Source organism: Ruegeria sp. HKCCA5839, from assembly GCF_013035585.1.
In the GTDB taxonomy this organism is placed as follows: domain Bacteria; phylum Pseudomonadota; class Alphaproteobacteria; order Rhodobacterales; family Rhodobacteraceae; genus Ruegeria.
Genome location: NZ_WQIE01000007.1, coordinates 38,868 through 61,221 on the forward strand (window position 1 = coordinate 38,868; position 22,354 = coordinate 61,221).

Annotated in this window: 25 protein-coding genes; 14 read left to right on the plus strand and 11 right to left on the minus strand. The window is 57.0% G+C overall.

From position 1 onward, the window contains the following. Window positions 1-978: a TRAP transporter substrate-binding protein gene (locus GOV38_RS17220; RefSeq protein WP_171102051.1), complete on the minus strand. Its 978-nt coding sequence runs from the start codon at window positions 976-978 to the stop codon at window positions 1-3. A gap of 131 nt (window positions 979-1,109) precedes the next feature. Here GOV38_RS17220 and GOV38_RS17225 point away from each other — a divergent pair, with 131 nt between their 5' ends. From GOV38_RS17225 to GOV38_RS17240, 4 genes are all read left to right on the plus strand, one after another. Further along, window positions 1,110-1,559 carry a MarR family winged helix-turn-helix transcriptional regulator gene (locus GOV38_RS17225; RefSeq protein WP_171102050.1) on the plus strand — a complete coding sequence of 150 codons (450 nt, stop codon included), beginning with the start codon at window positions 1,110-1,112 and terminating at the stop codon, window positions 1,557-1,559. Window positions 1,560-1,799: 240 nt separating this feature from the next. Beyond that, entirely contained in the window at window positions 1,800-2,183 is a 384-nt protein-coding gene (locus GOV38_RS17230; RefSeq protein WP_171207973.1) for a nuclear transport factor 2 family protein, read from the plus strand. A gap of 115 nt (window positions 2,184-2,298) precedes the next feature. After that, the gene (locus tag GOV38_RS17235) at window positions 2,299-3,210 is read left to right on the plus strand and encodes an MBL fold metallo-hydrolase (RefSeq protein ID WP_171207974.1); all 912 of its coding nucleotides are present in this window, start codon (window positions 2,299-2,301) and stop codon (window positions 3,208-3,210) included. Window positions 3,211-3,353: 143 nt separating this feature from the next. Further along, a complete protein-coding gene (locus tag GOV38_RS17240; RefSeq protein WP_171207975.1) occupies window positions 3,354-4,718 on the plus strand; it encodes an amidase family protein in 1,365 nt (454 codons plus the stop codon). A gap of 16 nt (window positions 4,719-4,734) precedes the next feature. On the opposite strand, the gene GOV38_RS17245 is transcribed toward GOV38_RS17240, so the two are convergent. Beyond that, window positions 4,735-5,640: a LysR family transcriptional regulator gene (locus GOV38_RS17245; protein WP_171207976.1), complete on the minus strand. Its 906-nt coding sequence runs from the start codon at window positions 5,638-5,640 to the stop codon at window positions 4,735-4,737. A gap of 92 nt (window positions 5,641-5,732) precedes the next feature. Between GOV38_RS17245 and GOV38_RS17250 the strand changes: the two genes are divergently transcribed. Continuing rightward, window positions 5,733-6,353, plus strand: coding sequence for a glutathione S-transferase family protein (locus tag GOV38_RS17250; protein WP_171207977.1), 621 nt, complete (start codon window positions 5,733-5,735; stop codon window positions 6,351-6,353). Window positions 6,354-6,412: 59 nt separating this feature from the next. After that, window positions 6,413-8,500 (plus strand): pyridoxamine 5'-phosphate oxidase family protein, encoded by a 2,088-nt coding sequence (locus GOV38_RS17255; RefSeq protein WP_171207978.1) that lies wholly within the window; start codon window positions 6,413-6,415, stop codon window positions 8,498-8,500. A gap of 9 nt (window positions 8,501-8,509) precedes the next feature. Here the strand turns inward: GOV38_RS17255 and GOV38_RS17260 are convergent, their stop codons facing one another. Continuing rightward, window positions 8,510-9,118 (minus strand): TetR/AcrR family transcriptional regulator, encoded by a 609-nt coding sequence (locus GOV38_RS17260; RefSeq protein WP_217352100.1) that lies wholly within the window; start codon window positions 9,116-9,118, stop codon window positions 8,510-8,512. A gap of 73 nt (window positions 9,119-9,191) precedes the next feature. Here GOV38_RS17260 and GOV38_RS17265 point away from each other — a divergent pair, with 73 nt between their 5' ends. The 5 genes from GOV38_RS17265 to GOV38_RS17285 are packed head-to-tail and all read left to right on the plus strand — an operon-like array spanning window position 9,192 to window position 12,232. Then, window positions 9,192-9,722, plus strand: a complete 531-nt coding sequence (locus GOV38_RS17265) for a redoxin domain-containing protein (RefSeq protein WP_171207979.1) — start codon at window positions 9,192-9,194, stop codon at window positions 9,720-9,722. A 9-nt stretch (window positions 9,723-9,731) separates the two neighbouring features. After that, on the plus strand, window positions 9,732-10,118 hold the full coding sequence (locus GOV38_RS17270) for a nuclear transport factor 2 family protein (protein ID WP_171207980.1): 387 nt from the start codon (window positions 9,732-9,734) through the stop codon (window positions 10,116-10,118). 3 nt (window positions 10,119-10,121) lie between these two features. After that, window positions 10,122-11,318: a multidrug effflux MFS transporter gene (locus tag GOV38_RS17275; RefSeq protein WP_171207981.1), complete on the plus strand. Its 1,197-nt coding sequence runs from the start codon at window positions 10,122-10,124 to the stop codon at window positions 11,316-11,318. Window positions 11,319-11,332: 14 nt separating this feature from the next. Continuing rightward, complete coding sequence (locus tag GOV38_RS17280) at window positions 11,333-11,779, plus strand: DUF4440 domain-containing protein (protein ID WP_171207982.1); 447 nt, start codon at window positions 11,333-11,335, stop codon at window positions 11,777-11,779. Window positions 11,780-11,800: 21 nt separating this feature from the next. Beyond that, window positions 11,801-12,232: a nuclear transport factor 2 family protein gene (locus GOV38_RS17285; protein WP_171207983.1), complete on the plus strand. Its 432-nt coding sequence runs from the start codon at window positions 11,801-11,803 to the stop codon at window positions 12,230-12,232. 108 nt (window positions 12,233-12,340) lie between these two features. Here GOV38_RS17285 and GOV38_RS17290 read toward each other — a convergent pair whose 3' ends face one another. Genes GOV38_RS17290 through hmgA form a run of 6 tightly spaced genes read right to left on the minus strand, consistent with a single transcriptional unit; the run spans window position 12,341 to window position 18,407 of the window. After that, a complete protein-coding gene (locus tag GOV38_RS17290) occupies window positions 12,341-12,529 on the minus strand; it encodes a DUF2783 domain-containing protein (RefSeq protein ID WP_171207984.1) in 189 nt (62 codons plus the stop codon). Window positions 12,530-12,536: 7 nt separating this feature from the next. Then, window positions 12,537-14,162, minus strand: a complete 1,626-nt coding sequence (locus GOV38_RS17295) for an FAD-dependent oxidoreductase (RefSeq protein ID WP_171207985.1) — start codon at window positions 14,160-14,162, stop codon at window positions 12,537-12,539. Between the two features lie 42 nt (window positions 14,163-14,204). Then, window positions 14,205-15,155, minus strand: a complete 951-nt coding sequence (locus GOV38_RS17300; protein WP_171207986.1) for an MBL fold metallo-hydrolase — start codon at window positions 15,153-15,155, stop codon at window positions 14,205-14,207. A 5-nt stretch (window positions 15,156-15,160) separates the two neighbouring features. Further along, window positions 15,161-16,414, minus strand: coding sequence for a fumarylacetoacetase (gene fahA, locus GOV38_RS17305; protein ID WP_171207987.1), 1,254 nt, complete (start codon window positions 16,412-16,414; stop codon window positions 15,161-15,163). After that, window positions 16,414-17,052 (minus strand): maleylacetoacetate isomerase, encoded by a 639-nt coding sequence (maiA, locus tag GOV38_RS17310; protein WP_171207988.1) that lies wholly within the window; start codon window positions 17,050-17,052, stop codon window positions 16,414-16,416. Before maiA ends, fahA begins: the two co-directional genes overlap by 1 nt. Continuing rightward, on the minus strand, window positions 17,049-18,407 hold the full coding sequence (gene hmgA / locus GOV38_RS17315) for a homogentisate 1,2-dioxygenase (RefSeq protein WP_171102033.1): 1,359 nt from the start codon (window positions 18,405-18,407) through the stop codon (window positions 17,049-17,051). Before hmgA ends, maiA begins: the two co-directional genes overlap by 4 nt. Window positions 18,408-18,552: 145 nt before the next feature. On the opposite strand from hmgA, the gene GOV38_RS17320 reads away from it, so the two are divergent. Then, entirely contained in the window at window positions 18,553-19,002 is a 450-nt protein-coding gene (locus GOV38_RS17320) for a MarR family winged helix-turn-helix transcriptional regulator (RefSeq protein ID WP_171207989.1), read from the plus strand. Here the strand turns inward: GOV38_RS17320 and GOV38_RS17325 are convergent. Then, on the minus strand, window positions 18,993-19,445 hold the full coding sequence (locus GOV38_RS17325) for a MarR family transcriptional regulator (protein ID WP_171102031.1): 453 nt from the start codon (window positions 19,443-19,445) through the stop codon (window positions 18,993-18,995). The two genes, GOV38_RS17320 and GOV38_RS17325, sit on opposite strands and share 10 nt — an antisense overlap. 114 nt (window positions 19,446-19,559) lie before the next feature. Then, window positions 19,560-20,732: a 4-hydroxybenzoate 3-monooxygenase gene (gene pobA / locus GOV38_RS17330; RefSeq protein ID WP_171208356.1), complete on the minus strand. Its 1,173-nt coding sequence runs from the start codon at window positions 20,730-20,732 to the stop codon at window positions 19,560-19,562. Between the two features lie 59 nt (window positions 20,733-20,791). Here pobA and GOV38_RS17335 point away from each other — a divergent pair, with 59 nt between their 5' ends. Together GOV38_RS17335 and GOV38_RS17340 are read left to right on the plus strand one after the other, a co-directional pair. Next, window positions 20,792-21,679 carry a helix-turn-helix domain-containing protein gene (locus GOV38_RS17335; protein ID WP_254430459.1) on the plus strand — a complete coding sequence of 296 codons (888 nt, stop codon included), beginning with the start codon at window positions 20,792-20,794 and terminating at the stop codon, window positions 21,677-21,679. A 200-nt stretch (window positions 21,680-21,879) separates the two neighbouring features. Then, a complete protein-coding gene (locus GOV38_RS17340) occupies window positions 21,880-22,269 on the plus strand; it encodes a hypothetical protein (RefSeq protein ID WP_171207990.1) in 390 nt (129 codons plus the stop codon). The last annotated feature ends 85 nt before the right edge of the window (window positions 22,270-22,354 follow it).

Genomic DNA, 22,354 nt, shown 5'->3' on the forward strand with positions numbered 1-22,354 from the left:
TCAGTCCTGGACCATCAATGTCATGATGTCGCCCACGGTCTTGTCCCCGGCAGGCTGAGCCAACAGCTCGGGCAGAACCGCGTCGATCACGGCTTGCATCTTGGCGCGTTCTTCATCGCCGATGTCGATGATCTCAAGACCCGACTCTTCAGCAAGCGCCATACCCTTGTCGGAGATTTTGGCATAGGTTGCACCGGCCTGGGCCGAAAGCTCTGAGGTCGCGACCTTTTCTACCGCGGCCTTTTCCGAGTCGCTCAACCCGTCGAAAACTGCCGCAGACATGGCCACCGCAAATGAAGATGCGCCACCCGGGATGTCGGTGGTGACGTAATTTCCTGCTTCGTGCAGCTTGAACGAGCCGATCCCCGCTGGGTCGATCATGACGCCGTCAACCACTCCGTTGGCCAGCGCCTGGTTGATCTCGCTGACCGGCAACGCAACCGGAGAAGCGCCGAGAGCTTCCAGAAACGGCGTGCTGGTCGGGTCGACCACCCGAATGGTCATCCCTTTCAGGTCATCAACCGTGCGAACGGGCTTGTCCCGTGTTATCAGCACCGGTGGTGAGTTGGCCCACAATCCGATAATTTTGGCGTTGTATTCCGTTTCAAGCTCGGGGCGGGCCTTGTTGATTGCCGTGGTGCAGCTGATCGCGTCCACACAGATACCGGGCAACCCGATCACGGCGGTCTTGGGGAACAGCTTGTTGGTAAAACTGGGCAGCAAGAACGCCATATCGGCGGTTCCGTCCAGCAACAAGGAATACTGCTTTGGCGGGCTCTGGTTCAGCGCGCCACCGGGAAATTGTCTGACCGTCAGTTCCCCATTGCTCACCTCTTCCAGCATTTCGCCCATGGGCGTGAAATAGCCTGCGTTCATCGGGTGTTTTGGCCCCATGAAATAGGCAAGAGACAGTTCACTTGCGGCAGCCGTTACAGGAACCAATGCTGCAAATGCCATCGCCAATAGTGGATGCTTCATGATCTTCTCCCAGCTGTAAATTGCTGATAGTCATAGTTACCAACGTAAACTATTAAATCAAGAAAATATTTGCACTAAGCTTTTTGGGCCCGTATCATGGGTGTGTTTCTGGGCGACAATGAAATTGAAAAATGGCGAAAGACTATAAATTACAAGAACGTCTGGGGTTTCGGCTTAGTCGGCTATCGAAGATGATGCAGACAAGGCTCGAGTTCAGTTTGCGAGAGCATGGGGTCACCAGGCTTGAATGGTGTATCCTGTCCGGCGTTGCGTTGGAGGGGTATGATTCACCTTCAGAACTGGCCGATCACATTGGCATAACGCGGCCGGCTGTCTCGCGTCTTCTCAAGGGGCTTACCGAGCGTCGTTTGATCGAACGCGCTTTGATAAATTCGGACGGACGGTCCCGGAAGCTCACAGTCACCAAACAAGGAATGGACAGCGTTACGAAGTGTTTGCCGCTTGTCGAAAGCACGCAGGATCATTTCACCAAAAAGCTTACGGCCGCGCAGCAGTCTGCACTGAGTGAGACGTTGGATTTGATGCTGTCCGGTGAGGATACGTCTTTTGAAGACTTGTAGGGTTGGGGTTTAGATCCTTGGGTGCGTCGGGTGGCTGACTTTTCGAAACAAGAGCTACCGCCATTTTATATTTCTACCGATTGAAATAAAATATTGACTCAAAAAGCGCCGCCTGTATTTTTGTATCGAACGTTATACAAATAGCGACCGGAAGATCTGGTGGTTTTGGACTGCCTGGGTCGCGTCAAAACGATGGCCGTCTCGAGGAATAGAACGGTCCAATCAGTAAGGAAGCCCGGCATGTCACCTGATTCACCGCAAGCAAAAGAAGTGCGCAAAACTATCGAGCAGCTAATCGAAGGTGCCAGCTCCAACGATTCCTCGGTCCTTGATCGCATTTATCACGACGACATGGATATTTTCATGCTGGCGCCCGGAGGTGAAGTTCAACGCGCGAACAAAGATCAGTTCAAGGCGCAAGTGATCGCAAAAACGAATGAAGCGGCGAAACCTCAGACCTGGGCAAAATACCATGTAGTCGAGGCCGACGAAGAGCGCGGGCATGTCGTGATCAGCCGAAAGGTAAATCTGACGGACGAAACACAGATCATCACGCTGTCGATTGATCTGGTGCTGGAAGACGGACGTTGGCAGATCATCCGCGAGGTCATTTCGCTGTCCTGACGGCGAATTGGGAAACCGTTCTGCATTCCACTGATTGCACATCCAGACGGGGCAGGGGCGACATGAAAGACTGGTCGCTGTGCCCGAAATCAACACGACTTGAAAGGAATTCACCATGAATCATGCGTCGCTCAACCGTCGCCAGACTCTGGCCGGGCTCACGGCTTCGGCAGCCATGCTTGCTGCTGGTCGGGTACAAGCGTTTTCCGATGTGGCGATCGGCAACGCGACGCTGACTGCGTTGTCGGATGGCTCGCTGACGGTCCCTCCTGTGCTTTTTACAGGACTGGCCGAGGCTGATGCGGTTGCATTGGGTGAGACCGTTCAGCTTGCGGCCAATACCTATGCCTATCGGAGTGGAGACCGCGTGTTCTTGTTCGATGCGGGTTCGGGAAGCGATCACTATATCTCGCAGCAATTCCCGACCGTTGGACAATTACCCGCTGATCTCAAGGCAGCGGGAATTGCAGCCGACGAGGTCACGGATATTGTAATCAGCCACATGCATATCGACCATATCGGAGGGTTGGTCGCAGGCGGAACTCCTGTCTTTTCTAATGCCTCGGTCCACTTGTCCGAGGTGGATTGGAACTTCTGGAACAACGAAGACCTGCCCACCTCAGTGCCTGATCAGATAAAACCGATGGTCAACGCCGCACAACTGGTCAGTTCGATCGTGAAAGAGAATGTTGTGACCCACAAGGCCGAGGCCGATCTGGGCGAAGGCGTTGTTCTTTTGCCGACGCCAGGCCACACCCCGGGACACAGTGCTGTTATGCTGACCTCGGGGTCGGAACAGATCATGTTGATCGGTGACGCGATTGTGTCGGACAAGGTGCATTTCGCAAATCCCGACGTAGGCTGGGCGCTTGAGTTTGACAAGGCTGTCGCCGCTCAGACCCGCAAATCCATACTGGATCAGGCTGCCACGGATAAGATCAGAATAGCGGGAAGCCATCTGTCGACACCCGGTATCGGCTTTGTCGAAAAGGACGCAAGTGCCTACAGTTTTGTTCCGACCAGCTAAGGCTATCAAAGAAACACCCAGAACATGGGTGTTTCTTTCCTCTCCGGCGGAAGTCGTTCCGTAATAACGAACAGTCCTTAGAGGAGGGGCCATGTTTCGGAGGCGATCCAACTGCCCACAATAAGCTTCAGGGAGAACCAACGATGACGTCAGACCAAACAGGATTTGACCTTGCCGAAAGCGTAATGACCTTGGCCAAGGCGCGCCATCTGCGCGACACGCTGGGTGCGCGGGCGCTGTACGACAAGGTTCTAAAGACGGCACGTGCGGCTGAGGGTAACGCGGTGATTGCCACCTCGGATGCAGCAGCATTGCAGGCCCAAGGGCCGCTGGCGGGGATCCCGTTTGGGGTCAAAGACAATATCGACTGTCTGCCGTTTCCGACAACCGGTGGCTCGCCCGGTTTGTTGGAAAACCTTCCTGAGGCCGATGCGCCCCCGGTCGCGCGGCTGAAAGCAGCAGGAGCTTATGTTCCCTTCAAGCTGAACCTGCACGAGCTGGCCTTTGGCATCACGTCGAACAATGCGCATTTCGGCGCGGTCTCGACGCCGTTTGATCCCATGCGCGTGGCGGGCGGGTCCTCGGGGGGCAGTGCGGCTGCGGTGGCGCGGGGGCTGATCCCCTTTGCGCTTGGGACCGATACCGGTGGATCAACCCGTATTCCGGCTGCGTTCTGTGGTGTGGTCGGCTTCCGGCCCAGCGTCGGGCGATATCCTGACGGCGGTGTCCTGACGCTCAGCACCACGCGGGATACCGTTGGCCCGATTGCGTCCTGTGTGGCTGACCTGCAGGAAGTCGATGGCCTGATCGTCCCGGATGATAGTGACACACCGGGCATCGACCGTCCTTTACGGATCGGGCTGATCTACCGGCACGCAGGGCTGTCGAACGCAGTAGACGCGCGGTTCGAACAGGCGGTCACCGCGCTTGAAGATGCCGGGCTGGCCGAGTTTGTCGCCCTAAGCGACGCCTTGTTCGACGGGCTTGAACAACAGATGGGGCAAGCCATTGTGGTAAACGAAGCCCATCGGGTCTGGACTGATTTCTGTCAGAACCGGTTGGGTAAATCCCTGACCGAATTTGCGGAAACGATTGGCAGCCCCGACGTGCGCGGCGTGTTTTCCGCGCTTCCCGATCTGTTAGAGCCCACGGCCGAGCCCTTTGCAGCGGCGCATGCTGGTGGGGGGCTAGCGCGGCTAAGGTCTGCCTATGCCGATCTGTTTGATCGCGAAAGCCTGGACCTGATTGCCATGCCCACGGTGCCGGTTCAGCCTCCGCTGATTGGCGAAGATGAGACAATCGAAACCGATCAAGGTCCGCAGCCAACCTTTCCGACTGTTATTCGCAACACCTCGCTGGCCAGTCTGACGGGGGCGCCGTCGCTGTCACTGCCAGCAGGGCTGGATCGCGACGGCTTGCCGGTGGGTTTCATGGTCGAGGCCCGCGCCGGCCACGACCGCTTCTTGCTGGCGGCGGTCGCGCGGTTAGAGACGGTCCTGAACAGCTGAACCCAATGCCTGATGCTTAGATTTTGCCCAACCGAGCTGCGATGCCTGCAAGCGTGTCGCGCCAATATTTGTGGCGCGATGACGTTTGGTTGCGCGCATGCCAGAACATCGCGATGTCCAACCCCTCTTGCAGCCAGGGTGGATCTACTCGGTTCAGGCCTTGCGTCGCCAACTGGCGCGGCAGGGTGGCGATGATCGGAGTACCGCGGATCATGTCCAGCGCGCTGTCGAAATCCGAGACCTGTATCGCAACATGCCGAGACCGATGCATCTTGGCCAAGCGGCGATCGACCCCGAAACCGGCATCCGGGCCAAAGGCAACGCGGGCCTGAGGCCGTTCGCAGAAAGCGTCAAGATTACCCTGTTCCAACGGGTGGTCGGGATCGAAGTAAACCGCATCCGTAAGCGTAAAAAGCTTGCGTAGCAAAATGCCATCACCGCTTTCGGCAGCCACTGGCATGATAACGATATCGACCGAGTTCTGTCGCAGCCGTTCCGACATCTGAAACGCCGAGCCGATGGAATAGATCTCGACCGAAAGCCTTGGTGCCACTTCAAGCGCGTGGTGCAGAAGGCTGTTGTAGAACAGGCCGCGTTCGACAGTGGTGCCGGTCAGGCGCAGAACGCCCTGATCCTGCGCTGGGTCGTAGTCTTGCGGCTCAAACATTTCTTGCAGATGGCGCAGAGAGGCCTCGACGGCTGGAAACAGTTCCTGTGCGCGCATGGTCGGTTCAACCCCGTTGCCGCTGCGCACAAATAGGGGGTCACCGATCCGTTTGCGCATCTGATCCAGCCAATAACTGACCGTTGACTGGTTCATATCCAGCATTTTGGCCGCGCCCGATAACGACCCCGCCTGCCGAATGGTCAGCAGGATACGCAACTGACGACCATCAATCTCAAGGTAATCAGATTTTTCCATAATTCCTATCTATATCATCCGATTACCTGCGGGCCAGGGTTTTGCTATCTCATGTCGCATCGTTTCGAAACTCATCTCACAGGGACCGCATCATGAAACTCTATGGACACCCGCTTTCGGGAAACACGCACCGGGCAAAGGCTTTGATCGAACTGCTGGGCGTAGACTATGAATTCGAGCTTGTTGACCTGAAAACCGGGGCTCACAAAGCGCCCGAGTTTCTGGCGCTGAACCCGTTGGGGCAGGTGCCTGTGTTGACCGAAGGTGAACTGGTTCTGCGCGACTCCACCGCGATCATGACCTATATCGGCGAAAAATATGACACCGAAGGCCGCTGGTTCCCCAAGGATCCGACTAAGCGCGCGCAAGTGCAGGAATGGCTGTCGGTGGCCGTGAATGAAGTGCAGAATGGCCCGTTCATGGTCCGTGCAATTAAGCTGTTCGGCGTGCCGGCGGACGCAGACACCGCTGCCGCAAGAACAACCGCGCTGTACAGCACCTTGTTCGAGCCGCATCTGACCGGCCGCGATTGGTTGGTCGGCGACACGCCGACGGCTGCTGATCTGGCCTGCTATGCCTATGTCGCGCGGGTCACCGAGGGCGGGTTTGACCTGTCCGCATACCCTGCGATCAACGCGTGGATTCAGCGGGTTGAGGCCATCGAAGGCCTGTCGCCGATGGTCCGTATCGAAGAACTGATGGCCGCTGGCTAACAGCTAAACGCTGGAACCGGGCATGCTGGTTCCGGCGCTTCAAAACAGGGGCAGTTGCAATGGCACTTTCTGGTTGGGACAAAGAGGTTTCGCCCTATCACCCCGGTGAGGTTGAGCTGCACACCCGGTTGGGCCGCCAGGAAAAGCAAGAGAAGATGGGGCGCTTCATCCACCGCCCCTATATGCCGGATCAGCACCGCGAATTCTTTGCGCAGCTTCCCTTTTTCATTGCCGGCAGCGTCGATTCAAAGGGTTGGCCCTGGGCTTCGATCCTGTTTGGGAACCCCGGATTTGTCTCATCTCCCGATGACCGAACGCTGTCAATTTCGGGTTCTGCCGTTCAGGGCGATCCCTATGGTCAGAATGCAGTGGCCGGATCTCCGGTCAGTTATGTCGGGATCGAGTTGCCGACCCGCAGGCGCAATCGTGTCAACGGGGTGGTACGCCATCAAGAAGACGGGCGCACGGAGGTGGAGGTGGTCCAGTCTTATGGCAATTGTCCGCAATATATTCACACGCGCAAGCCGCACTTTACCCGTGATCCACTGATTTCGACGACGGTAGAAAAACAAGCCTTCACCGATCTGGATGATCACGCGCGCGCCGTGATCACCAAAGCCACGACGTTTTTCGTCGCCAGCCACAATCCACGCGATGATCAGCGCATCAATGGTGGTGTTGACGTCAACCATCGCGGCGGAAATCCGGGCTTTGTCAAAGTCGAAGGCAATACGCTGACGATACCCGATTTTATCGGGAACTTTGCCTTCAACACTTTGGGCAACTTTCTGGTCAACCCCAAGGCAGGCCTTCTATTCATCGATTTCGACAGTGGCGATCTGATCCAGCTGACCGGCAAGGCCGAGCTGCTTTGGGACAAGACCCAAGAGGTCGAGGCCTTCAAGGGGGCCGAGCGCGCGTGGCGCTTTCATCTGGATCACGGGCATCGTCTGGTTGCGGCTTCTCCGCTTCGGTTCGACGCGGGCGAAGCTTCACCCAATACAAGGCTCACCGGCGATTGGGTTCAAGCCCAGGCAACGCAAGAGGCCGAGGCCGCGCGCAAGGCGTGGCGCCCCTTTCGAGTGACACGCATTGTAGATGAAAGCAGCGTGATCCGTTCGTTCTATCTTGAACCTGCCGATGACAAAGGGCTTTTGACCCCCAAGCCCGGGCAGTATCTGACGATCCGATCCCGCCTCGAAGGCTGGACGCGTGACGTAATCCGAACTTATACCCTGTCTTCCTCCCCCTCGGACAGGTACTATCGGATCTCGGTCAAGCGCGAGGATGCCAAAACCGATGCCCCCTCGGGCGCGATGTCGACGTACCTCCATGAGACGCTCAAGCCGGGCGACACGATTGACACGCGCGCGCCGAATGGTCGGTTCTGCATCGATACCGCCGAAACGCGTCCGGCGGTGTTGATCGGGGCGGGTGTGGGGATTACGCCGTTGATTTCCATGGCCCGACAGGTTGTCTCAGACGGGTTCAGCCGCCGCCATTTGCGCCCGTTGACGGTGTTTCACGCGGCGCGCACGACGGCCGAGCGAGCGTTTGTCAAAGACTTCACCCAGTTGCAGGACGATACGCGTAGCGCGTTGCGCTATGTCTCGGTGATCTCGCGTCCGGCGCCGGACGAAAAGGCCGGCCGCGACTTTCACTTCGAGGGCCGACTGACACCGGAAATCCTGCAATCCCTTTTGCCATTGGCCGACTATGATTTCTTCTTGTGTGGACCACCGGCCTTTATGCAGACCACCTACGACATGCTGCTTGCTCTGGGTGTGCAGGACGCGCGTATTCAGGCCGAGGCCTTTGGTCCGGCTGCGATCCAGAGGCAACGGGCGGAACCGTCACAGCGCGAGGTTTTTATACCCCCGCCAAGTGCGGTGGTCCGGTTTGCGAAGTCGAAGATCAACGCCGAGTGGACACCCAAATCAGGCAGCTTGCTGGACTTGGCCCAAGCGCAGGGCCTGACCCCGAACTATGGCTGCAAAAGCGGCAATTGCGGCAGCTGTGCCACAAGGCTGCTCAGCGGTTCAGTGGGCTATCCAACACAACCTGAGTTTCCCCTGGAAAAGGGTGAAGCGCTGATCTGCTGTGCGGTTCCGGCGGATGAGACAGAGGTTTTGCAGCTTGACCTGTAAACAACTCGCTTAGTGGCTGAGGATCATCTTTACCCGGTGGTCCAAATCACGCAGCAGATCTTCGGCTTTCCAGCCCGCGCGTCCTCGGAACATATATCCCTGTCGGATGTCGTACAGCAGCGCGGCCCGTTCAAGAGACGGGAAATCCGGTGGCAGAGTGCCCTTTTCCTTTTCCCGATCAAACCGTTGCGCCAGCCGTTCATCGGTATCCTGTATGGCAGCCTGCACCCGCTCGTCTACGCCTTCGACCTGACCGATATTGGTCGATACCGAGGATGCGAGAAAGCACCCTTTGGCACCATATCCGCTGTCGGTGGCATAGTGGATCACTTCTTCAAGAAAACCACGCACCGCTTTTTCGATATCTTCTTCAGCCTCGAAATCGACCACAGGTTTGCAGCCATCGACGTTGGCATATTGATCAATTGTCTTGAGAAACAGCTCTCGCTTGTCACCGAAGGCGGCATACATGCTCGGGCCGGTAATGCCCATGGCTTTGGTCAGATCCCTGAGTGATGCACCGTCGTACCCTTTGGACCAGAACACCGACATGGCGTTCAGCAAAGCCTCTTCATAGTCGAATTTACGCGGTCGCCCGACTTTTTTTGTATCGCTCAATATATATTCCTTGACACCTGTTGTTTGTGGGTATTTATATATCGACCAATAAATAAATCAAGGATCAAGATCGATGTCATCCAAACTTGAAGCTGGACAACCCTTTCCGGCCGTCACAGTGCCGCTGCTGAATGGTGGTGAGGCGGATCTTTCCAAGCCAGCCGACGGGCATGATTGGAAAATGATTGTCGTCTATCGCGGCAAGCATTGCCCGCTTTGCACCAACTATCTGGCCGAGCTTGAGAGCCTGCGGGACGGGTTTTCGAAAATCGGCATTGATGTCGCTGCCGTGTCCACCGACAGCGAAGAGCGGGCCAGCGATCAGATGGCGCAGGTCAAACCAAGCTATCCGGTCGGTTATGGCCTGAGCTTGGAAAAGGCCAGAGAGTTGGGCCTTTATATCTCGGGTGTTCAGAACGGTATGAATGTTGAAGCCCCCTTCGCCGAGCCGGGCCTGTTTATCGTTAACGAAGAGGGCAATCTGCAATTGGTGGACACCTCGAACGTGCCCTTTGCGCGCCCAAGCCTTGAATCCGTGCTCAGAGGCATGACCTGGCTGCGCGGGCAATCCATGAAATTCCCGGTGAACGGCTCGCATCAATAAGGAACTGAAATGTCAGTAGAAGCAATTAAGGCTGCGGTTGATGAGCTGATCGCGGCGGGGACGTCTTTTGACGTTCAGGCGTTGGATCGGATCTATCACGATGACATGCGTGTGGTGATGATCGACATGGATGGCAATGTGAACGAGGCCAACAAGGCCGCTTTCAAGGGCCTGTTTGAGGCAAAGAAAGCCGAAGGGGCCGCGCCTCTGAACACCTGGGCGCAGTACAATTCGGTGACGGCCGAGGACGAAGTTGGCCATGTCATGATCACCCGCAAAGTCAACCTGATGGGGCAGGATCAGATCCTGATCCTCAGCATCGACCTCGTCTTTGAGGACGGGCGTTGGCAGGTCACGCGTGAGGTCATCTTTGCACGCGACGAAAACGAAGGCTGAACCATGGAACAGAGCAAGCTGAGACTTTTGTTGGTGCTGGGGCTTCTGACCTGTCTGGGTCCGCTGGCCATCGATATGTACCTGCCCGCCTTGCCAGCGATCTCGGACGATCTGGGCGCGGACACGGGCGCGGTGCAGATGACATTGACCGCCTATTTCCTTGGGTTTGGGCTGTCTCAGCTGATCTATGGGCCTTTGGGGGATCAATATGGGCGCAAATGGCCGATGTTTGCCGGTGTCACGATCTTTGGTCTGGGATCGGTCTTGTCGGTCGTTGCGCCGTCGATCGAGGTTCTGACCCTCGCGCGGTTGGTACAAGGTATCGGCGGGGCGGCTTTGATGGTCATCCCGCGGGCTGTTGTGCGAGACAGATTCACCGGTACGGACGGGGCGCAGCTGATGGGGTTCATGATGATGATCGTCAGCGTCTCACCAATGCTGGCACCCTTGGCGGGCAGCGGTGTGCTGGCTTTTTCCGGGTGGCGGGGCATCTTCGTTCTGCTGGCCGTTATGGCTGCGGTGGGATTGTTGATCATCACCTTTCTGTACCGCGAAACCCTGCCACAGGAAAATCGCGTTGTGTTCAACCGGCAGAGCTTTGTCGAGGGTACCGGACGCCTGTTCCGCGATGGTGAATACCTAAGCCTGACCTTTATTGGCGGCTTCGCCATGGCCAGCTTCTTTGTGTTCATCGCCTCCGCCTCATTCGTCTATACCGGAGAGTTCGGTCTGACACCTGCCGGGTTCGGGTTGGCCTTTGCTGTAAATGGCGTTGGGTTCTTTATTGCGACGATGGTTTCAGGAAAGGCCGGGGCGACTTTGGGCATGCATCGTCTGGTCCGTATCGCGATCACGTGCTTCTTTGTCATCACCCTGAGCCTGGTGGCACTGACGCTGGCCGATCTTGTCACGCTTTACCTGCTGATCACCCTCTTGGTCATGGGGTTCTTTTGCCTTGGCCTAACCATTCCTACGGTGATGGTTCTGTCGCTTGAGAACCACGGCGACATTGCGGGCCTTGCCTCGTCGTTGGGTGGCACGCTTCAGATGTTCACCGGGGCCGGAATGATTGCCATCGGCAGCCCGGTTTTCGACGGCACAACTCTTCCCATGGTCAGCGCCATTGCAGCCTGCGGAGCAGCGGCATTTGCCCTGACCCGCACAAGCTTTCTGCGCCAACCCAATCTGCAAAACTCCTGAGAGAAGGAAAGAATATGAGATTTTTGACCACCTTGGCTGCAATCGCGCTTAGCGCGACGGCGGCACTTGCCGATATCAAGAAAGAGGCAGAAGAAAGCCTGATCGCTCTGAACGATCAGTTCAACCAATATGTGATCGACAAGAATGTTGACGGCCTTGTCGGTCTTTACGCCGAAGATGCGCTGTGGATCGAACAGGGCAAACCCGTGGCGCAGGGTCACGAGGCGATCCGTCCGGTTTTCGCCTTCATGGCCGAAAACGACGGGGTGAATGATCACTCGATCGACCGTCTTGAGATCGCCGAAGATGGCTCTCTCGCAGTTATGGTGGGAACCGCGATTGTAAAGGTTGCGGCCTTCAATCTGGATACGACCGGCACCTTTCTGTTCGTGCTGAAACCCGAGGGCGACAGCTGGAAGATCGTCACCGATATGTGGCACCAACACCCGCCCGCCGAATAATCCGTGATGCAAGGAAGAACCATGCGTAAACTATTGACTTTGGGGGCGTTTGCCCTGACCGCCACAGCTGCTTTTGCGGATGATCCTGTCGCTGAACTCAATGCTGTGAACGATGCGTTTAACGCGGGCATTGCCGAACAGGACGTTCAGGGGCTTTTGGGTCTTTACCGGGAAAACACAATGTGGATCGAACCGGGAAAGCCAATGACCGAAGGCTTGGATGAAGCTCGGAAACTGTTTGAGTTTGTGACGTCGAAAAACGGTGACGTCACCCATTCAATCAACCACCTGTTTGTGTCCGATGACGCCTCGCTGGCTGTCATGATCGGTGATGTGAACGTCAAAATCGAGTCCGCCGGAATCGACGGGCACGGGACGTATCTGTATGTTCTTGATCAGGTCGATGACGAATGGAAGATCATCGGCGACATGTGGAATCAGGTGGCAGAGTAAAGCCGTAACCTGAAAGCCATTATTCCCCACGCCGCTTGTGTTCCAAGGGTGTGGGGTTATGGTCTTTGTTTTATGAACACTGCCTTAAGCGCCAATGAAGACCAGCGCTTAGCCCTTACAGAGTTCAAAGGCCTCGCGTAGAACCTTCGTGTCGCCAATATGGTTGGACAGAACCAATATCAGCTTGGCATTCAACGCTTCGCTTTCGTCGTCTGTCAGCCCTTCGTGCAGCTTGATCAGATCAGAATAGAACGCATCGGGCGTTTCAATGTTCGGTTTGGTGATCAGTTGGCCCATATCTGTCTTATCCTTTTCCGCAGGCGGTACGAAGTGCCTGGCGCAACGCATCGCTGTCAAAGCGGTCCCACCGGGCGGTGACATGCTGATCAGGTCGGATCAGGTAGACGGCGGATTTTGCATCGCCCAGATATCTTTCGGACAGGACGCCCGTCGGATCGTCTGACGCCGACAAGGCAAGCCGCGACACTGTGATACCGTCATCCTCAAAGCTGTCGGGTGCATCGGTGTCGATGGTCAGCAAGATAAACCCGTCCCCCATTTGGTCCAGCAGGAACCCTTCGCTTAGCGGCGCATCAGGGCAAGGGCTTCCGACCCGAGTACGAGACGGGCCTCCAGTCAACGCGTCTTCACCGTTCAGCGACAGCCCGTCATAGGTGCAGGGCAGGGACAGCCTGCCAGAGTTCACCAGCGGCCGCGCGAATTCCTGCGTTTTGGCCAGATCCAGAACCGCATTGCGGAAGGTATGGCTAATCTTGGATTTGGGCGTGATGAAATCGGTCGAACGGGTCGAGTTCAGAATATTCTCATCCGCGCCATAGGCCCGTTCTTCGTTATAGCTGTCGATCAGGCTTTCAGGCGCTTTGCCAGCAAGCACAAGGCCCAGTTTCCAGCCCAGATTGTCGACATCCTGCATCCCAGAATTCGCGCCACGCGCGCCAAAGGGGGATACCTGATGCGCTGCGTCTCCGGCAAAGATCACACGGCCTTTGCGGAAGTTCTCCATGCGGCGGCATTGGAACGTATAGATCGAAGACCACACGATGTCATATTCCACATCCTTACCCAGCATCGCATCCAGACGGGCGCGGATGTTTTCCTCTTTCATTTCTTCCTTGCGGTCGACATCCCAACCGATCTGGAAATCGACCCGCCACACGTCATCGGGTTGCTTGTGCAGCAAAGTCGAGGCACCCGATTTGAAATAGGGCTCAAACCAGAACCACCTTTCGGTGGGAAACTCGGTCGATTTCATTTTGATATCGGCAATCAGGAAACTGTCCTGGAACACCCGACCTTCAAAATCCAGCCCCAGCATATTGCGCAGGGGTGAGCTGGCGCCGTCGCAGCCGATGACCCAATCGGCCTCAAGCTGATAGGGGCCGTCGGGCGTCATCACATCCAGCACCACATGGTCGTCTTGCGCATCTACCGCATCGACGCGGTTTTTGCCCCGGATCTGAATCGGCGCGCCCTTTTCCTGCTCGGCGCAGATCTGTTCGAACAGGAATTTTTCAAAATAGGGCTGCTGAAGATTGATGAAGGCCGGATTGCGGTGACCTTCCTCGGGTAGCAGGTTGAACTCATAGACTTGTTCCGCGTCTTGGAACACCTTGCCCAGGTTCCACACCACGCCCTTGTCCCGCATCGGTGCACCACAGCCGTAGCGATCCGCAATCTCCAGCGTGCGTTTGGCGAAACAGATGGCGCGGCTGCCCATGCCAATGCCTTCGTGGTCGTCCAGGACAACAACGGGGATCCCCTGCCGTCCCAGATCAAGCGCTGTGGCCAACCCAATTGGCCCGCCACCAACAACCACCACAGGATGGCGCACGGCTGAATCCACGTCCTGATCCGCAGATCGGGCGTAGGGATAGAGTTTGAATGCAAGTGTATAACGATCGTCGAACACTGGAATTCCTTTCTGACCAAGTGGGGTTGGCGGCTGAGTGGATCAGCCCTGAAGCTGTTCCCACATCTCGATATCGCGCTTGTCGGTCCAGATACGTGGCGTGTCGATTCCGCGGGCTTCGTCATAGGCGCGGGCGACGTTGAACGGCAGGCAGTGTTCGTAAATCGCGTAATCGGCGAATTTCGGGTCACATTCTGCGCGCACGGCGTCCCAGGCCTCTTTCAGGCTGCCACCACGCGCAGCGACCTTGGCGGCCGGGCGATAGGTGCTTTCGACAAAATCGCGGGTGTTTTCGATGGCGGCGTTGACCATGTCAGGCCCCACCAGCGCGTCGCCGCGTCCCGGGGCGATGGCGTCCACATCATAGGCTTTGATATTGTCCAGGGTCTGGCCCCAGTCACCAAAGTGACCATCGCCGCAATAGCAGGCCGAGTGGTATTCGACGATGTCACCGGTGAACATCACGTTCTGATCGGGTACATGGATCACCGCATCTCCGGCGGTATGGGCCCGGCCAAGATGTTTGATATCGACCCGGCGATTGCCCAGATAGACGGTCATGCTATCGCTGAAGGTGGTCGTGGGCCAGGTCAGGCCGGGGATGCTTTCATGGCCTTCAAAGAGGCGCGGGAAGCGTTGGAATTCGCTGTCCCAATCCTCTTGTCCGCGCTCCACAACCATGGATCGCGCCTTGTCAGACATGATGATCTGATCCGCCCCAAAGGCCGAAGCGCCCAGAACGCGCACCGCGTGGTAATGCGTCAGCACCACATGGCTGATCGGCTTGTCGGTGACTTCGCGGACCTTCTCGATCACCTTGCCGGCCAGGCGCGGTGTCGCCTGCGCTTCGACAATCATCACGCTGTCATCGCCGATGATCACGCCCGAGTTTGGGTCGCCCTCGGCAGTAAAGGCATAAAGCCCTTCGCCGATCTCATCGAAGGTGATTTTCTTTTCGGTCAGGTCGCCTTGCGAGGCAAATGCTTTGGCCATGGGTTTTATCCTTTGAATGGGTCGTCGAGTGCTGGCAGCACCGTGCCGGTGCAGGTGCCAAATCCGATCTGATAACCGTCGCCTTTTGCGGCGCCGTGCAATGTCAGCGTGTCGTTGTCTTCGATAAAGCTGCGGGTAGTGCCATCCGCCAGCGTCATGGGCTCCTTGCCGCCCCAGCTGAGTTCCAGCAGAGACCCGCGATTGTGTTTTTCCGGCCCCGAGATGGTGCCCGATCCCAGCAGATCACCCACCCGCATCGGGCAGCCCGAGGTAGTGTGATGCGCCAGTTGCTGAGCGGCAGAGTAATACATCTCGTTATAGTTGGTCTTGGCAATGACGCTGGTATCGCCCCCTTCGGGGGTCAGTGTTACCTGCAAGTCGATATCGAACAGCATTGGCGTGGTGTCGCGCAGATGCGGCAAAAGCTCTTTCTCGCGTGCGGGGGTTTCGCAGCGGAAGGGTGCCAGCGCGGCAGCGGTGACGATCCAGGGGCTGATCGAGGTGGCGGTCGCCTTGGCTTGGAACGGGCCCAGCGGCTGGTATTCCCAGGCCTGAATGTCGCGCGCCGACCAGTCGTTCAGCAGCACATAGCCAAAGATATTGGCATCCGCCTGATCCACCGTGATCGGCCCGTTCGAGGGCTGACCGACGATTGCGCCCATCTCAAGCTCGATGTCAAAGCGCTGCGATGGGCCCCAGCGCGGCGCGTCATCATTGGGGCCTTTCAGCTGGCCCCACGGGCGACGGATGTCGGTGCCCGAGACCACAACGGATGAGGCGCGTCCGTTATAGCCAATGGGGATATGCAGCCAGTTGGGGGGCAGCGCGTTTTCCGGGCCACGGAACATGGTGCCCACATTGAAGGCGTGGTTCTTGCCTGCGTAAAAATCCGTGTATTCCGATACGGCGATGGGCATATGCAATGTCGCACTTGCCTGCGCCACCAGCATCGGACTCAGCTTGTCCTGGTCGGCGCTGCCCTCGGCCAACAGCGAGGTTAGCGTTGCGCGCAAGCGGGCCCAGGCCTCGGACCCCAGCGTCATAAAGGCGTTCCAGGTCGCAGCAGTCAAAGCGCCACCGAAATCGACCAGACCGGCCTCTTCCAGCGCGCGCATGTCGAGGATCTGATCCCCAATGGCCACGCCGCATCTGGATGACAAAGTGGCAGTCGAGAAGACGCCATAGGGCAGGTTGTTGAGGGGGAAGGGTGTGTCAGCGCTGTTGGCGCTGTCCACCCAGGAGTTCATCAGTTGTGTCATTAGGAACCTATCGCGTCAGGTTGTTGATCAGGATGGGCGGCAGCAATTTCCGGCAGGCCGAGGCAGGCCTGTTCGACCCGGGTGATCTTTGGGAACGGGCTCAGATCCACGCCCCATCGGTGCGCATTGTACACCTGCGCCACCAGGCACAGATCGGCCAGATCCGGGGCCTCGCCAAAGCTGAATGTACTGGTGTCGGACAGCTGCGGCTCAAGCGCGTTGAACCCTTCGGTCATCCAGTGATCCATCCAGTCGCGCGCCTGTTCGGGCGTCGCGCCGAAGCGCGATTTGAGTTGCCCAATCAGGCGCAGATTGTTCACCGGATGGATGTCCAGCGCCACGGTATGCGCCGCCGCAAGAACCCGCGCGCGCTGCGCAGGCTCTTCGGGGATCAGGCGCGGCGAGGGGAAAACCGCGTCCAGATGGTCGATGATCGCCAGCGACTGAGTCAGAACGGTACCATCATCCAGAACCAGCGTCGGAACACCTTTACCCGGGTTCAGCCGCACATAGTCCTCGGCCTGCTGTGCGCCTGCGGTCAGATCCACGGGGATCGTCTCATAGGCCAGCCCCTTGAGATTCAGGGCTGCGCGCACGCGGTAGGATGTTGTTGAACGCCAGTAACTGTAGAGTTTCATTTCAGACCCGGCGTGCCGTCGAACTTCTTCTCGATATCCGCCCAGCAATCGATGTAGTCATCCTGCAGCGGTGCTTCTTCACCGGCGAAGCGGGTCAGATGCTGTGGAAAGCGGGTTTCGAACATGAAGGACATGGTGTTGTCCAGCTTGTCAGGGCCCAGATTGGAGTTGGAGGCTTTTTCAAAGGCCTCCTTATCCGGCCCGTGCGGCAGCATCATGTTGTGAAGGCTCATGCCACCTGGAACAAATCCCTGCGGCTTGGCGTCATATTCGCCATAGATATTGCCCATCAGTTCCGACATGACGTTCTTGTGGTACCAGGGCGGGCGGAACGTGTCTTCCATCACCATCCAGCGTTCGCGGAACAGCACAAAGTCGATGTTGGCCGTGCCGGGCTGCCCCGAGGGCGCGGTCAGCACGGTAAAGATCGACGGGTCGGGGTGGTCGAACAGTATCGATCCAATCGGGCAATAGTCGCGCAGATCATATTTCACCGGCGCATAGTTGCCATGCCAGGCCACCACATCCAGCGGGCTGTGGCCAATCTTGGTTTCGTGGAACTGACCGCACCATTTGATTGTCACGGTCGAGGGTGCCTCGCGGTCTTCATAGGCGGCGACGGGGGTCTTGAAGTCGCGCCGGTTGGCCATGCAGTTGGCCCCGATCGGGCCCCGGCCCGGCAGTTCGAACTTCTGGCCGTAATTCTCGCAGACAAAGCCGCGCGCAGGGCCGTCCAGAACCTCGACCCGATAGAGCAGGCCGCGCGGGATGATGGCGATCTCCTTGGGTTCCAGATCGATGATCCCCAACTCGGTACAGAACCGCAAGCGACCCTCTTGCGGGACCACCAGCAATTCGCTGTCGGCAGAATAGAAATAACTGTCCACCATGGACTCGGTGACCAGATAGATATGGCTGGCCATACCCACCTGGGTGTTTACATCACCCGCTGTGGTCATGGTGCGCATGCCGGTCAGCCAGGTCAGGCCCTGATCCGTGTGGGGGACCGGATCCCAGCGATACTGACCCAGGCTGGTTACGTCTTCGACAATATGCGGTGCCGATTTCCAATAGGGCAGGTCGATCTTTTCATAACGATGCGAATGCTTCACCGACGGGCGGATGCGGTAGCACCAGGTGCGCTCGTTCTGATGGCTGGGCGCGGTAAAGGCGGTTCCGCTAAGCTGTTCGCCGTATAGGCCATAGTTCACCCGCTGCGGGCTGTTCATGCCTTGTGGCAAAGCGCCGGGCAGCGCCTCGGTTTCAAAGTCATTGCCAAAGCCCGGCATGTATCCGGGAACTGTGCCAACAGGGGTTTGCGCCTGTGTGAACGCGTGGGGGGCGACCTCGTTCATCTCGTAACTCCTCATCTGAGTATCCGGCATAGATTCGACTTGTCCTAAGCATTCGTTGCATTTGCAACGATGTCAAGATATTTGTTGCATTTGCAACGAAAATCGTTTCATCTTGCTGTGAAACTTGGAAATAAAATTGGTGCTTATGTCCCAGACACTGCCGGAATTCGATTTCGACGGCTTCCTCCCATACCGTATGACGGTTGTCGCAGCGCGGTTAAGCGCCGAGCTCGCGCAGCATTACAAGTCAACATATGGAATAACGACGGCGCAATGGCGGGTCATATTGAACGTTGGTTATTCGGGTGCGGTTTCGGTTCGTGACATCGAAAAGAAAGTTAATCTTGAAAAATCAAAGGTCAGTCGAGCCGCCGCCAAGCTTGAAGCCGAAGGGTACATCACCAAAGAGATCGATCGGGCTGACAGGCGGCTGGTGAAGCTGCAACTCACACCCAAGGGAGCGCAATTGTTAAGCGAACTGGTGCCGCTGGCAAAGGCATATCAACGCAAGCTCGAAGCCGAATTGAAAGGAAACCTGCAAGGGCTGCAATCCGCTTTGGATATTTTGACGCAAAAAGAACCGCCTCAGGGCTGAACCTGTTCCGAGGTCTCACGCTCTGACATGGCCTGGGTCAGAGCTCTTAGCCCCTGGTCCAGCGCAGCGCGATCAGAATCCGTCATCAAACCAAACACCTCTTCTGCGCGGGCCTGCACCTTTGGAAACACCGTTTCGAATGTTTTCTGGCCTTCACTTGTGCAATGATAAACGCGAAGCCTGCGATCTGTGTCAGAGGTGGTCCGACGGATCAAAGACTTGTCCTCAAGTTTCTGCGCTGCGCGACTGACTTGAACCTTGTCCAAGGACGTCTTTTGCGCCAGCTCTAGCGACGTGAGGCTGCCCGCATTTGCCAGCAGGAACAACAACCTCCACTCTTCCCGAGAAAGGCCATAGGTTCGGCAATAGACATCTACCAGTGTTTGCGAGAATGCTTCGGCAGCGACGGCCAACCGGTATGGAAAAAAAGAGTCCAGTTGCACTTGCCAACCTCCCGCGCGAACATCTGTAGTGAAGACTAAGCCGCGCGCGTGGGCGAAACAACGGCATTCTCCGCCACCCTAACGATGCACGATTGTTCGATGGGTAAAGGCCCCTCAGAACGGTAGTCCGACATAGTTCTCAGCAAGTGATTTCATGGCGGCTTCGGATGCAAACAGGTAGTCTAGTTCGGTCTGTTGCAATCTTTGGTCATAGGCGATGCGGTCGGGAAACAGGTGCAGCAAGTTTGTCATCCACCAACTGAACCGCTGCGCCTTCCAAACACGCGCCAGCGCCTTTTCGCTATAGCTGTTCAATCCGGCGTCGTCGCCGTCCTGATAGTGCGCTACCAAAGCGTGATAAAGATAATAGATGTCGCTGGCAGCCGAATTCAGCCCTTTGGCTCCGGTTGGCGGTACGATATGGGCGGCGTCTCCGGCCAAAAACAGGTTTCCATAGCGCATGGGTTCGGCCACGAAACTGCGCAGTGGGGCGATTGATTTTTCAATCGACGGCCCGGTTTCCAAACTATCGGCAACATCTGCGGGCAGACGCGCCTTGAGTTCCGCCCAAAACGCCTCGTCCGACCAGTCTTCGACCCGGTCGCCCGACGGCACCTGAATATAGTACCGGCTCAGAACCCGGCTGCGCAGCGAACACAAGGCAAAGCCACGCGCATTTTTGGCATAGATCAGTTCAGATGAGACAGGTTTGGTTTCGCTGAGTACGCCCAGCCAACCAAAGGGAAAGACCTTTTCGTATTCCGTCAACACGTTGTCCGGGATCGATTTGCGGCTGACGCCATGGTACCCGTCCGCTCCGACCACATAGTCACAATCAATTCGGATTTGCTCAGTACCGGTGCGACAGGTGATTTGGGGGACGTCCGACGTCAACGCGTGCAACTGCACGTCTTCAACGTTGTGAAGCACCGTGCCCCCCAATTTGTCGCGCGCTTCATACAAGTCGCGGGTCAGCTCGGTCTGGCCGTAGACCATCACAGATTGTCCGCCCGTGTAACCGGCCAGATCGATCCGGCGCTTGCGTTCGCCATCGGCAATGAAAAAGCCATCATGGATCTCACCTTCGGAATCCATCCTTGCGGCACATTGGGCCAACCGCATCAGCTTGACGAAGCCCTGTTCCAACACACCTGCGCGAATGCGGCCCAGCACATAGTCGCGACTGTGTTTTTCCAAAACAATCGTTTCGATGCCCTGAAGGTGTAACAATTGGCTCAGCAAAAGGCCCGAAGGACCACCGCCGATGATCCCGACCTGCGTTTTCATGATCTGCACGCGTATCCTCCCCTGTGGGTTGACCTTGCCCTGATCCGGGTGAGGACTGAATGGATGTTTCCATTCCTTTTTGGTACAAATCGAACATGTCCGGCATTCAGAACTACAACCTGTACGGCGAGATCCGCGATCTTCCCGATGTGGTGCATTGCGAAGCCATCGAGCAGCGTTCGAAGCTGCACAACTGGGCGCTGCGCCCGCACCGCCACGCGCGCCTGCATCAGGTCCTTTTGGTCGACAAAGGTGGGGGCGAAGCGATGCTGGAAGGCGATAGCTTTGGCTTAGATGCAGGCAGCCTGGTTAACCTGCCGATCGGTTCGGTGCACGGGTTCACGTTTAAGCCGCAGACAACCGGCTGGGTCGTAACATTGGCTGCCGAGTTGCTTGATCAAGGGTTACTCGACCGCGAAGGATTGCGGCTTGAGCTGAGAACCGCACGGGTGCTCCGGTCAGATGACGAAATACGCAACGTGGTACGGTCCATCTTTGCCGAACATGCAAACAGGTCCTTTGCGCGCGCGCATATCCTGCGGGCCTATTCCGCGTTGCTGATTGGTCTGGTGGCGCGTCGAATAGCGGGGCAGGTCCCCAAGCCCGATCAGAATGACGATGGATTGCTGCGCCAATTCGAGCGTCTGTTGGAAAAACATGCGTTAGATCATCTGGGGGTGGCGGATTATGCGAGTATGATTGGCGTAACCCCAACGCATCTCAGCCGGGTGGTGCGCCAGGCAACCGGGCATTCGGCGTCGGCCGCGATTGCGCAGAATATGGTGCGAGAGGCGCGTCGCAATCTGGCGTTTACCAACCTGTCGATCTCAGCAATCGCCTTTCAGTTGGGGTATGACGACCCTTCGTATTTCAGCCGTGTGTTCAGGCGCACTACAGGAATGTCTCCACGCTCCTTCCGTCGTAGTCTTGGACAGGACAAGGCTTAAGGTCAGAACGGATCCAGTTACGACAGCCGGGCTCGTCTGACGGTTCAGACGGTCGCGCCGGTCTGTTTCGGAACCTATGAGCGTTGGCGTAAGATCGGCTCTGGCTGGGCGCTTCGATGCCAGGGGCGTCGTGCCACAATGCGGAGAAATTTATAAACTGCCAGCTTGACGGGCGCATTTTCGCCTGTGAAGCTGAAAAAATGATCAGTTTAAGAACAGTTTTGGTGTCTTCATTGGTCTGCCTGTGCGCTTCAGCCGGCATGCTGCGCGCTCAGGATGATCTGGTCAAATCCTTCGCAAGCTGCGCCGGGCGTTATTCGGCCGAGATGGAACATGCCTGGCTGATCAACGATCCAAAGGCCGAAGATCTTGAATTGCGCCGCATCGGATTTGTTGAGCTGCTGGAGGCGACGACCACGGCTGCAAATGCGCAGGTCGTTTTGCATCATCGCATAAACACCAAGCATGCCCATGCACGTTTGCTGCAAACGGCTTCATTTCACTCAGATACCGACGAATCCGCGACCGCGCGCAAATTGGCGCTGCGTCTTTTGGAGCAGTGCGAATTGTTAATTCTTGGTGGCGCATAGGGCAAAAATTACGCAGACGCCCAATTTTTTAGCCGTCAGCACCCGAAGCGCCTTAGAATTGAGCATCGGCCTTAATCTTTTCAAG

What these genes read in the sequence shown, in the direction of transcription:
- GOV38_RS17280 (WP_171207982.1), top strand. Translation starts at nt 11,333, where the DNA reads ATGAGATTTTTGACCACCTTGGCTGCAATCGCGCTTAGCGCGACGGCG.
- GOV38_RS17240 (WP_171207975.1), top strand. Translation starts at nt 3,354, where the DNA reads ATGACGTCAGACCAAACAGGATTTGACCTTGCCGAAAGCGTAATGACC.
- GOV38_RS17245 (WP_171207976.1), bottom strand. Translation starts at nt 5,640, where the DNA reads ATGGAAAAATCTGATTACCTTGAGATTGATGGTCGTCAGTTGCGTATC.
- GOV38_RS17290 (WP_171207984.1), bottom strand. Translation starts at nt 12,529, where the DNA reads ATGGGCCAACTGATCACCAAACCGAACATTGAAACGCCCGATGCGTTC.
- hmgA (WP_171102033.1), bottom strand. Translation starts at nt 18,407, where the DNA reads ATGAACGAGGTCGCCCCCCACGCGTTCACACAGGCGCAAACCCCTGTT.
- GOV38_RS17300 (WP_171207986.1), bottom strand. Translation starts at nt 15,155, where the DNA reads ATGGCCAAAGCATTTGCCTCGCAAGGCGACCTGACCGAAAAGAAAATC.
- GOV38_RS17320 (WP_171207989.1), top strand. Translation starts at nt 18,553, where the DNA reads ATGTCCCAGACACTGCCGGAATTCGATTTCGACGGCTTCCTCCCATAC.
- GOV38_RS17255 (WP_171207978.1), top strand. Translation starts at nt 6,413, where the DNA reads ATGGCACTTTCTGGTTGGGACAAAGAGGTTTCGCCCTATCACCCCGGT.
- GOV38_RS17225 (WP_171102050.1), top strand. Translation starts at nt 1,110, where the DNA reads ATGGCGAAAGACTATAAATTACAAGAACGTCTGGGGTTTCGGCTTAGT.
- GOV38_RS17285 (WP_171207983.1), top strand. Translation starts at nt 11,801, where the DNA reads ATGCGTAAACTATTGACTTTGGGGGCGTTTGCCCTGACCGCCACAGCT.
- GOV38_RS17230 (WP_171207973.1), top strand. Translation starts at nt 1,800, where the DNA reads ATGTCACCTGATTCACCGCAAGCAAAAGAAGTGCGCAAAACTATCGAG.
- GOV38_RS17265 (WP_171207979.1), top strand. Translation starts at nt 9,192, where the DNA reads ATGTCATCCAAACTTGAAGCTGGACAACCCTTTCCGGCCGTCACAGTG.
- GOV38_RS17335 (WP_254430459.1), top strand. Translation starts at nt 20,792, where the DNA reads ATGGATGTTTCCATTCCTTTTTGGTACAAATCGAACATGTCCGGCATT.
- pobA (WP_171208356.1), bottom strand. Translation starts at nt 20,732, where the DNA reads ATGAAAACGCAGGTCGGGATCATCGGCGGTGGTCCTTCGGGCCTTTTG.
- GOV38_RS17250 (WP_171207977.1), top strand. Translation starts at nt 5,733, where the DNA reads ATGAAACTCTATGGACACCCGCTTTCGGGAAACACGCACCGGGCAAAG.
- GOV38_RS17340 (WP_171207990.1), top strand. Translation starts at nt 21,880, where the DNA reads ATGATCAGTTTAAGAACAGTTTTGGTGTCTTCATTGGTCTGCCTGTGC.
- maiA (WP_171207988.1), bottom strand. Translation starts at nt 17,052, where the DNA reads ATGAAACTCTACAGTTACTGGCGTTCAACAACATCCTACCGCGTGCGC.
- GOV38_RS17270 (WP_171207980.1), top strand. Translation starts at nt 9,732, where the DNA reads ATGTCAGTAGAAGCAATTAAGGCTGCGGTTGATGAGCTGATCGCGGCG.
- GOV38_RS17275 (WP_171207981.1), top strand. Translation starts at nt 10,122, where the DNA reads ATGGAACAGAGCAAGCTGAGACTTTTGTTGGTGCTGGGGCTTCTGACC.
- GOV38_RS17235 (WP_171207974.1), top strand. Translation starts at nt 2,299, where the DNA reads ATGAATCATGCGTCGCTCAACCGTCGCCAGACTCTGGCCGGGCTCACG.
- GOV38_RS17220 (WP_171102051.1), bottom strand. Translation starts at nt 978, where the DNA reads ATGAAGCATCCACTATTGGCGATGGCATTTGCAGCATTGGTTCCTGTA.
- fahA (WP_171207987.1), bottom strand. Translation starts at nt 16,414, where the DNA reads ATGACACAACTGATGAACTCCTGGGTGGACAGCGCCAACAGCGCTGAC.